Genomic DNA, 10,084 nt, shown 5'->3' on the forward strand with positions numbered 1-10,084 from the left:
CGAGGTTCTATTTCCAATCGGTTTCAGCTTGGGATAGCACGTAAGCTGAAACATCGATAATTTGTTGTTCCGACAAACGATCTTTGTAAGCGGGCATAATACCTTTGCCGTTGGTTACTAAGTTGGAAATGTTGGCGATGGAATCCATGCCGTATTTTTTTAAAGCTTTTTGTTTCAAGTTTTTGCCGCGCCTGATAATGTTGCCGCCGTTGATGTGACAGCCTGCACAGTTGGCGCTGAAGATATCGGCTGCGGTTGCGGGATTTGTAGCTGTATCTGCGAGGGCGATTTGGGAATTAGTGGCGATTTCTACAAATGCCAGTGTCAGTATCAATAGAAAGGCGGTGAGAATTTTTTTAAAGTTCTTGAGCGAAATCATTTATTTGCAATTTGAAAAATAGTGCTGGATTTAATGATATCACTAAATACGCATTTTCGGGTTAACTCAGCGATTTATTCTTCCCAATCGAATGTGCGGGAAACTGCTTTTTTCCAAAAGCGATATTTTTGTTCGCGAAGTGCGATCGGCATTTTCGGTTCCCAAGTACAATCCACCGCCCAATTGTCCCGCAATTCGGCTAGCTGACTCCAAAAACCCACCGCCAAACCTGCGGCATAAGCGGCACCGAGTGCAGTAGTTTCTGCTACCACAGGCCGCACCACAGGCACTCCCAAAACATCGCTCTGAAACTGCATCAGCGTGTGATTTCCCACCATACCTCCGTCTACTTTTAAAGACAAAAGCTGCACAGCAGAATCCTGATTCATCGCATCCAATACTTCTCGCGTTTGCCACGCGGTAGCTTCCAATACTGCGCGGGCAATGTGTGCCTTAGTCGCGTAGCGAGTTAAACCTGCAATTACTCCCCGCGCGCTGTCTTTCCAATAGGGGGCGTAGAGTCCAGAAAAGGCCGGGACAACGTAAACTCCGCCGCTATCTTCGACTGTATTTGCTAATGTTTCTACTTCCGCAGATGTGTTGATGATGCCCAAATTGTCCCGCAACCACTGCACTAAAGCTCCGGCGATCGCAATACTGCCTTCCAAAGCATACACAGCGGGCGATTCCCCCATCTTGTAGGCGACTGTTGTTAGTAATCCTTGCTTTGAAGGGACGATCGTCTCACCGGTATTCAGCAGCATAAAACAGCCCGTACCGTAAGTATTTTTCGCCTCCCCCAGACTGAAACAAGTTTGCCCGACGAGGGCGGCTTGCTGATCTCCCAAAGCAGCAGCAATCGGAATACCTGCAAGCAATCCTTTTGCAGTTCCAAAAACTTGACTCGAAGGGCGAATTTCTGGCAGCATCTGGCGGGGAATTGCCATTATTTCCAAAGTTTCCGCATCCCAATCAAGGGTTTGCAAATCCATCAGCATCGTGCGGCTGGCGTTGGTAACATCGGTAATGTGCGTGCCGCCAGTCAGATGCCAAATCAGAAAAGTATCGACATTGCCAAAAATCGCATCCCCTTGATTTGCAGCTTCCCGCAATCCTGCAATATTGTCCAGCATCCACTTAATTTTCGGCCCGCTGAAATAAGTAGCCAGCGGCAAACCGCATCGTTCTCGAAATCGATCTTTGCCCTCAACTTCAGCTAATTGCTCGCAAAGAAAGCGAGTGCGGGTATCTTGCCAAACAATCGCATTACCGTAAGGTTTGCCAGTTTTTCTGTCCCAAACAATTGTAGTTTCGCGCTGGTTGGTAATGCCGAGGGCAGCAATATCTTTGGGGTCGATATTGCCGATTTCGAGGGCATTTTTAATCACACTTTGGGTGCGCTGCCAAATTTCATCGGGATTATGTTCAACCCATCCTGGTTGGGGATAGATTTGCTGGTGTTCTTGTTGGTCCTTGCAAAATATCTGTCCCTGGCGATCGAATACGATAAATCGGGTGCTGGTGGTTCCTTGGTCGATCGCTGCTACGTATTTTTTTGCCAATTGTCTAAAACCTTTTTAGTAATGAGTTATTTAACGTATATGATACTATGTAAAACACAAGCTAATCTCAAAAACTTTAGTTTAGGGAACTGCACAAGTTGAAACTGGCAGATTTGCTGAGGCTCGATCGCACAATTAAGGTTATTGGCTTTGACGACGCTCCGTTTTCTCGTACAAGCGGCAGCCTGGTGTCGATCGCGGGCATAGTCTGCGGGGGAACGCGATTTGAAGGAATGGTGTGGGGACAAGTCCTCCCAGACGGATTAGATGCCACGGATGCTATCTCTGGGCTACTCCTCGGAGGCAAATTTCTGCCGCAATTGCATCTCGTTTTGCTAGACGGAATTGCTTTCGGTGGCTTCAATATTATTGACCTTCCCGAGTTAGCATCGCGGCTGCAAATTCCTTGCGTTGCTGTCATGCGCCGCCAACCAGATTTAGCTGCTGTTGAAAAAGCCCTCCGTCATTTACCCGACTCGGAATACCCTTTAGAATTGTTGCGCCGCGCCGGGAAAATTCACGCTTTTGAACCTTTCTTTTTTCAAGTTTGCGGCGAAAAACCGGAAGTAATAGCGAGGGTGCTTCAGCGTTTGACAGACACTGGTAAAGTTCCTGAAGCTTTGCGTTTGGCTCATTTGATTGGTGCGGCGGTAATTAATGGAGTTAGCAGCAGTTCTGCTTGAATTATTGTTAAGAACTGGCAAGAGGCCCGTTCCACAAAGAGTGAATTTTCTTGTGGGCAGGACTTACGCAACTATCACAAATGCTTCGATAGCCTCTCCAAAAGTTCCAACAAAGGGCAAAGGTTGTCAGATTTTTCAATCAAAACTTCTCTGAGTTTATTGCCATATTTGTGACACAATAAATATCGGAATCTGGGGGCATTTCAGTTGTTTACTTAAATAATTTGATAACAGCCCATGTTTGATTTGATATATTGTTCGACCTGTCTGAACAGCTAAACTTTTAAGCCTTAACCATACAAGTAAAGTGCAAGCAATATAATTTTTTTGAATCCGAGCTTTCCGACACGCGACTTGACTATATTCCTGTTAATTGCTTGATTTCTCGGTTACATTCTACAAACTTCTAACGAATGGCACACACTTTTTGTACGTCATTTGTTTCTGACTCAGTTAAGTCGTTAGTCGCGACATATTCCGTCTTGTTGGTGGAAACAATTACTCGGAATAATTCCACTTTCTTGAATTTCAATACTTCGGACAGTTTTTGGAACGAGACTACAAGCTTACGCGGGGCAAGGATTATAAATAAAGTCGAATTAAATGCCGCGTCAGGGGTGGATCTGACATTGATTTAATTATCCACAATGGTTCAAATTCAAGCGAGAATAAGCCATTGGGCTATATAAAAACTGTACGGAGTATTGACTTAAGATAACTATCAAATATCCGTCAACTATCAAATATTACACTAGCATTAGACTCTCGCCTGAAAGCTACATTAAAAGTATCAAGACGTTTTAGTAACCGAAAAGTAGCTGGCTTGTTAGAGTATACTACCCCAAAGCTAGCAAAATATCGGCTTAAATACTGGTGTCATATGAAATCTGTTAGCCTCGGAATCATTCAGCTCTCTATTCTCGCCCTCTGCGTGAATCAGCGTCAATTCCTTGTTAGCTGCGACCGATAAATTTTCTTTTTTTTACTGCCGATACACGCAGATAAACACAGATTAACGCAGGTGAATTATCTCAATTCCGGCTGTGCCGTGATTGTTGAAGGTTGACTGGATTTTACGCCAGACGATGCTACCGGATTTGAGATCAAAATGAAACTAGAAGGGGCTTAAAAAGGATTGAATGAAAAAGAATTACAGCTTGTGGACTTAAAGCAATAGGTAAAGTTAAATGAAATTTTCATAAAATTGAAAAAAGTCAAAAGTAAGAAAGCTTTCAGTAAAAACAAGTTTTTTTACTTTTGGCTTTTGACTTTTGACTTTTAGCACATCGAGTATTCAACTCAAAACTCAAAACTCAAAACTTTTAAGGCGCTGCTGCCGCCCTGCGGTTGGCAACAATTAGATTAGCTTGATACTCTGCCGCTTTTTGTTGAGCCTTTTGATAGTTCGGGCTGGTTGACGGTACGGCTCTCATGAGCTTAACCGCTTGCTGCCACTCGCTTGCTACTGCGATCCACTCATCTTGAGACTGAGCCTTCTGGGCCGAAATTGCTGCCTTCTGAGCTGTGTTAACGGCTTCTCTCCAAGAGTCAGGCTTAGGCGCGGCGGCTTTTGGTGCAGGAGAGGCTGGAGCTGGGCTTGCTGGCGCAGCAGCAGTGGGAGCGGGTTTTGGTGCAGGGGAGGCTGCCTGTGGGGTGCCCGGAGATGCAGCAGCAGTGGGAGCGGCTTTAGACGCGGGAGATGCGGGTTTCGGGGAAGGGGAAGCAGCTTCGGGGGCGATGGGTTCTGGGTTCGAGTCGCCGAAGGGGAATGTTTTAGTAAAGAAAAGCCCTGCGATCGCCGCCAGAGGTACTAAGATACCCACAGGTATTACCCATTTGGGAAATTGTTTTTTCGGAGGCGGGGCTTGATCTTCGTCTTCGTCTTCGTCTTCCTCGTCGTCATCTCGATCGAATTCTCCTTCTTGATAATAGTCTTCCTCTTCTGGCTCGACATCATCTAAACCTACAGAGTCGTCAGGCATTCCACTATCCAAGGGGTAAGGCATTGAATCTGCAGGCATTAGATCAATTTCATCTTCCCACGTAGGCGATCCCTCACCTGTTCGACGCCCGTAAACCTTTACAGTGTGAATTGATTCAAGTCCCAGCTTCGTCATGCCGGTGCGAATGAAATCGACCAATACCATTTGATCCGGTACTTTGTCTGCCTCCAGAATTATGTGGAGGCAGCCGTTGTCGCGCGTCACATCGGCGTTGATGCCTTTGGGTTTGAGTGTACGGTTGATGCTAGATGCGATCGCTTTTGGATCGCCTTGCTTGAGCAGTTCCCGCGGGTTCTGTTGTGTCATGGGTAGCGCTCTTTTTTTGGGGGGGGTGGAGAGCCGGCAAATAATATTAACCGATCGGCATTCGGCGGACAATATTTATTTACCACATTAACTTCTACTTTGGCATTCTGAGAATATTTCTAGTATCTATTGACCTTTTGGCCGGCGATCCGGCATCAAGCACATAGCCGCTATCGAAATTTGTTGTAAAAATTTACAGTAAGGGGCCGCTCCTGTGGCCTGTCGCGCATCAGCGAAACAAGCTAGAAAGTTCTATAACTTTGGTTTGCAGGGTTGAGATTTCTTCTCGCCCCCGCTTTAAAGAAGCTTCTAAGTCTAGCAGCAAAGGCAAACTTTTTTGCAGTTTTTCTAAGCTGGCATTCTTGACTTCTTGACGAAAATAGTATACTCGTTTCGGATTGCCCAGATCTAGAGCTTGAGCAATTTTATCATCGCGATCGCCCGCTTGGATCATTGCCTTTACCCATAGCCAAATCCGAAACTTACCAGTCAAGCCAGCCACAATCCTCAAACCAGGCTCGCTGCGGCCAGTTAAGCCGGCCAATAAATCCAAAGCGGCGGAGGTATTGCCCTCGCGAATCGCATCGGCTAGCTGGAAGGTATTCTGGGCGTGACAGTGCACCAGTGCGGCAACTTCTTCCGGGTTCAGAGGTTGGCTGCGGTTGCCGGCAAACAGTCGCAATTTTTCGAGTTCGCTGTATAGCCCGCGGGTATCGCTGCCGATGGATTCGGCCAAAAGTTCGATCGCCGTGGCGGTCAATTTTACGTTCATTTCGCCTGCGACTTGACGCACCCGCTGGGCTAATTCTTTGTCATTCCAAGGCGGAATCGGTGAAAATTCTCGAAATTCGGCGGACTCTTTCAGTAACTTGGTAGATTTGAGCCGGCTGTCGGGTTTTTTGACGGATGTCAGCAGCAACACGGTGGTGTCGGGAATCACCGGCAGCGTCCGTTCAAATTGTGCTAACAGTTCAGGAGAGCACTGCTGCGTTACAGTCGTATTTGCCAGCCAGACAAAACGGCTGCCGGTACCGAAGGGCGGCGTTAAGGCTCGATCGAGCCCTTCGACCACAGCGTCGGCTCGATCGGCAATAATTTTGTCATAGTTAAAACTCGCCCAGTTGGGGTCGAGGACTGTTTGACGCAAACTTGTTACAGCTTGCGCCATCGCAAAGTCGTCTTCCCCCCAAAACAGGTAAATTTGCATGAAAAACGCTCACTAGCCAAAAAAATCACATTTGCACGCGAGGCTTGTCCAACATATCCTGAATTGGGCTGTTGGAAGCCCGCGCCATAATATAAAATTTGGTGTGGGAGTTTGTCACCGCGAGGAAATCAAGATTGGATGATACTTATCAAGCTTACGTAAATCGGGTGGCGCGAATGACGCTGCTGGACTCTTACAAGTCCCAGGTGGAACACATTCAGGAATCTCCAAAATTTAAGCCCGACGAAGCAGGCAGGAGATATCCTGTACCTTTTCCAGGTTATTCGGTGATTACGCCTCCTGCCGGGGAAGATGCAGAAAATGCTGCATTTTATAGTAATTTGCACTCGAGCCAACAACGGCTATTGCAGGAAATAGGGGAGGGTGCGCTCGTGGCACTGCCTCCTGATAGCTTCCATTTAACCGTAGCCGATTTGATTTGGAGCAGCGCTTTTCGAGATGCCTCTGATAAAAATCCCGAATTTGAGGAGCAACTGCGCTCGCGCATGGCCGATCGTTTTGCCGCCTGCAAACCCTTGGCGGGCGGCCCTCCCATTCGCTGGATAGTGCTGGGGTTGATGGTGATGACTAGAGCTGTGGGTGTTTGTTTGGCACCGACGGACGAAAACTCTTACAAGCAAATTCTAGAGTTTCGCCGATCGATCTATCAAAATCCCGATTTAATGGCTTTGGGAATTGAACAGCAATATCATTTTACGGCACACATTACTCTGGCTTATTTTGGGGACACCGGGCCGAACCTTGACCGCGATCGCTTGTGCACTTTGCTGTCAGAGTTAAACGAGCAATGGCTGGACACGCCGCAAGAACAGTCCGTAAACCGAGTGGAACTGCGGAAGTTTGACGACATGACCACCTACCTCCGGCAACCAGACTGGCCTGTTTTTGAGTTTTAACGAAGGAAGAAGGAAGAGGGAAGAAGGAAGAAGGAAGAGGGAAGAAGGAAGAAGGAAGAGGGAAGAAGGAAGAAGGAAGATTTTTTCCCATCTCCCACTCTTCCCATCTCCCACTCTCTCGCCCCATCTCCCACTCTCTCGCCCCCTCTCCCTCTCTCCCCTTGGACAATAGTCAGGATATTGCCTATTAAATGCTTTAATTATTTTTGTTTGACAGTAAAGTCAAGGAAAAAATTTATGAAAAACCAGGAAAAATCAGTAATTCTGGTTTTTTACTTTTTGCTTAAAAAGTGACAGTAAACGTTGTTGGTATAGGTTTAGATGGAGCTGCTGGGCTGAGCGAATCGGCGCGGCAGGTTGTAGCAATGGCCGCTCTGCTAATAGGCAGCGAGCGCCATTTGAGCTATTTTCCCCAGCACGACGGAGAGCGCTGGGCGTTGGAAGATTTGACCGAAGCAATTCTGGAAATTAGGCGCTGGTGGGCGACTGAACCCGAATTAGAACCCTCTGCAGGGACGCTGGAACCCCGCGATCAACCGATCGTAATTTTAGTGGCCGGCGACCCGCTGTTCTACGGCTGGGGAAAGTTGTTAATTGCCCAATTGCCGGCAGAAAAATTGACTTTTCACCCCCATGTCAGTTCTGTGCAGTTGGCTTTTAACCGCTTACAAATCCCTTGGCAAGATGCTCATTTTGTTGGCTCTCAAGGACGTTATTTTGAGGAACTGACGGCAAAACTCAAACTCGGTGTCGAGAAAATTGCGGTGCTCGCGGACGAAACTCATACTCCGGCTGCCCTGGCAAATTTGGTGAAAGCTCTAGATTTGCCTACACGCTACGAGTTTTGGGTTTGCGAAAATTTGGGTTCTGCTGACGAGCGCGTGGGCTTGCGTTCTCTGTCAGCTTTGCTGGGAGAGTCTTTTGCACCGCTGAGCGTGGTTGTGATGCTGCGGGAACCCCCGCCTAGGGCAGAACCTTTGGATTTGGAAAATTTGCCTTTGTTGGGAATACCGGATGCAGCTTTTATCGGTTGTGGCGACAAGCCTGGTTTGACGGTTGAACGGGAAGTGCGGGTGTTGGTGCTGGCACAATTGGCTTTGCAACCGGGACAAGTTGTCTGGGATGTGGGTGCTGGTAACGGTTCTGTGTCGATCGAGATTGCTCGTTTATTCCCGCAGTCTGAGGTGTACGCGATCGAACAAACGGTTTCTGGTAATTCTGCGATCGAGTTCAACTATAGCCGTTTTGGGCTGCAAAATGTGTTTTCGATTCACGGAACTGCCCCGGAAATCTTGCACCGCTTGCGTCCTCCGCACCGGATCTTTATTGGCGGTAGTGGCGGAGGGTTGACTAAAATTTTGGGCGTTTGCGCGCTGCGGCTGCTCCCTGGAGGCTCGATCGTGCTGGCTTTGGATGCTTTTGAGGATATTGCTACTGTTTTGAGCTGGATTGGCGATCGGGTGCGCCGGGAACCGCACTGGAGTTACCGAATCGTGCAAGTGCAGTTATCGCGTTCAGTAAATGCGGGCAATTTAACTCGTTTTGACGCGCTGAATCCGGTTTCGATTGTAACGATCGATCGACACTTGAATTAATCTGAAATCTGGTATATCAAATCCGCGCTTCAGCGTCGGGCCTAAAATCGAGTTAACATTCAACACTCAACCCTCATTCAGTTTTTCGACCCCGCATCAACAATTAACAGTCATGAGGAGTGCAAACCGGAATTAATATAATATCATGTCTAGTCGATTGGAGTTTAGACTAAGCAGGTCAAAAAGCAGGGTAAACGCATCTAAATTAAGTTGACAGAAAATCATATTTGTGCGCTGGGGGGGTGACAAAGAGGTCTACGAGATAGACTGTATAAGGGTTGCGGCCCGCATACCTTGTTGATAAAAGCGGCATTTATTGGGAGTTAACTTCCTTAACTGTTCTACCTCCTCAGAATATTGTTCGAGATAATTGACCCACTTTTCTCCATCTAAACCAACACCAAATGTACTCCGTCTTCGATATGTTTTTTTAGGTTATTTGCGACGAGATACATGTTTTTGTACCTGCTTTTTTTTTAGTTCAGTGCCTTGAAATATTGCCCAAGTGTACGCAAGTGTCATGAGCAAAATCATGTTAATAAGTCGGTCTTCTTTTAAGCTGGTTCCTTCAAGATCGTAGCCTCCTGTTTTACAGTCTCGGAACATTTCTTCAATACCCATCCGCTGCTTATAACCCACATTCCGCAGATATTCAAGCAGATTTAATTTCAAAGGAATTCATAATTGCCAAAACCTCAAATGATTGCATAGCAATCATTTGAGGTTTTTTTAAGGTATAATAATTTGTGCCAGTATAGCAACCTTCAAAACTATGAAAAAGCCCTCTGAAGCTATAAATATCGTAAATTTAGACCATTTGGGAATAGTAGCGGGGATCATAGATGAAATGGAATTGGTAGAAGAAGTCAACAAAAAAGTGGGAATAAGAGTTAAAGAAACTGTCAGCCCAGGACAAGTAATGAAAGCAATGATTTTGAACGGATTGGGATTTTTGAGCGCCCCAATCTACCTATTTGATACATTTTTCGTGGGAAAAGCAACAGAACATCTAATCGGAAAAGGAATAACAGCCGAACAATTAAATGATGACAGAATCGGGAGAGCACTAGACAAATATTATCAAGCTGGAACGACAAAGTTATTCACAGCAATTGCCCTGAAAGCAGTGATAAAATTTCAAGTAGAAATGAAAAGCGTTCATCTAGACAGCAGTTCAATATCAGTAGAGGGAGCATACCAAAACTGTCAGGAAAAGAGCCAGGAAGTTGAGGCAGAATCTGAGGATACAGAATCTTCCATGAAAACCATAAAAATCGTTCACGGCTACTAAGCGAGATAAAAGACCCGATCTCAAACAATTTATCATTGATACGATCGTAAGTGGGGATGGAGACGGGGAGCATCCCGCTTTTTAACTAAGCATACCTACCCATTTTAATCTCATTATTTAAATATGCACATCTGAGTCTTA

Annotated in this window: 9 protein-coding genes and 1 pseudogene; 5 read left to right on the top strand and 5 right to left on the bottom strand. The window is 46.4% G+C overall.

All coding sequences use genetic code 11. The annotated features are described in order from the left end of the window. Positions 1 to 7 precede the first annotated feature (7 nt). Together QUA36_RS25935 and glpK are read right to left on the bottom strand one after the other, a co-directional pair. Positions 8 to 379: a c-type cytochrome gene (locus QUA36_RS25935; protein ID WP_333456336.1), complete on the bottom strand. Its 372-nt coding sequence runs from the start codon at positions 377 to 379 to the stop codon at positions 8 to 10. 74 nt (positions 380 to 453) lie between these two features. Continuing rightward, positions 454 to 1,941: a glycerol kinase GlpK gene (gene glpK / locus QUA36_RS25940; protein WP_333459567.1), complete on the bottom strand. Its 1,488-nt coding sequence runs from the start codon at positions 1,939 to 1,941 to the stop codon at positions 454 to 456. 98 nt (positions 1,942 to 2,039) lie between these two features. Here glpK and QUA36_RS25945 point away from each other — a divergent pair, with 98 nt between their 5' ends. Then, positions 2,040 to 2,624, top strand: coding sequence for an endonuclease dU (locus QUA36_RS25945; RefSeq protein WP_333459568.1), 585 nt, complete (start codon positions 2,040 to 2,042; stop codon positions 2,622 to 2,624). Positions 2,625 to 3,946: 1,322 nt separating this feature from the next. Here the strand turns inward: QUA36_RS25945 and QUA36_RS25955 are convergent. Together QUA36_RS25955 and holA are read right to left on the bottom strand one after the other, a co-directional pair. Then, positions 3,947 to 4,933, bottom strand: a complete 987-nt coding sequence (locus QUA36_RS25955; protein WP_333167787.1) for a hypothetical protein — start codon at positions 4,931 to 4,933, stop codon at positions 3,947 to 3,949. A gap of 229 nt (positions 4,934 to 5,162) precedes the next feature. After that, positions 5,163 to 6,140: a DNA polymerase III subunit delta gene (holA, locus tag QUA36_RS25960; RefSeq protein WP_333369752.1), complete on the bottom strand. Its 978-nt coding sequence runs from the start codon at positions 6,138 to 6,140 to the stop codon at positions 5,163 to 5,165. A 176-nt stretch (positions 6,141 to 6,316) separates the two neighbouring features. Here holA and QUA36_RS25965 point away from each other — a divergent pair, with 176 nt between their 5' ends. The 3 genes from QUA36_RS25965 to cbiE all read left to right on the top strand — a co-directional run bounded on the left by QUA36_RS25965 (position 6,317) and on the right by cbiE (position 8,652). Next, the gene (locus QUA36_RS25965) at positions 6,317 to 7,057 is read left to right on the top strand and encodes a DUF1868 domain-containing protein (RefSeq protein WP_333167821.1); all 741 of its coding nucleotides are present in this window, start codon (positions 6,317 to 6,319) and stop codon (positions 7,055 to 7,057) included. Continuing rightward, positions 7,047 to 7,229: a hypothetical protein gene (locus QUA36_RS25970; protein WP_333459569.1), complete on the top strand. Its 183-nt coding sequence runs from the start codon at positions 7,047 to 7,049 to the stop codon at positions 7,227 to 7,229. The genes QUA36_RS25965 and QUA36_RS25970 overlap by 11 nt, the downstream gene beginning before the upstream one ends. Positions 7,230 to 7,347: 118 nt before the next feature. Next, entirely contained in the window at positions 7,348 to 8,652 is a 1,305-nt protein-coding gene (cbiE, locus tag QUA36_RS25975) for a precorrin-6y C5,15-methyltransferase (decarboxylating) subunit CbiE (RefSeq protein ID WP_333167780.1), read from the top strand. A gap of 435 nt (positions 8,653 to 9,087) precedes the next feature. Here cbiE and QUA36_RS25980 read toward each other — a convergent pair whose 3' ends face one another. Next, the gene (locus QUA36_RS25980; protein WP_333459570.1) at positions 9,088 to 9,273 is read right to left on the bottom strand and encodes a hypothetical protein; all 186 of its coding nucleotides are present in this window, start codon (positions 9,271 to 9,273) and stop codon (positions 9,088 to 9,090) included. Between the two features lie 151 nt (positions 9,274 to 9,424). Between QUA36_RS25980 and QUA36_RS25985 the strand changes: the two are divergent. Further along, positions 9,425 to 10,007: pseudogene (locus tag QUA36_RS25985) on the top strand (IS1634 family transposase); the annotation flags it as partial. Positions 10,008 to 10,084 lie beyond the last annotated feature (77 nt).

The organism is Microcoleus sp. Pol10D4 (genome assembly GCF_036701555.1).
Classification (GTDB): domain Bacteria; phylum Cyanobacteriota; class Cyanobacteriia; order Cyanobacteriales; family Microcoleaceae; genus Microcoleus.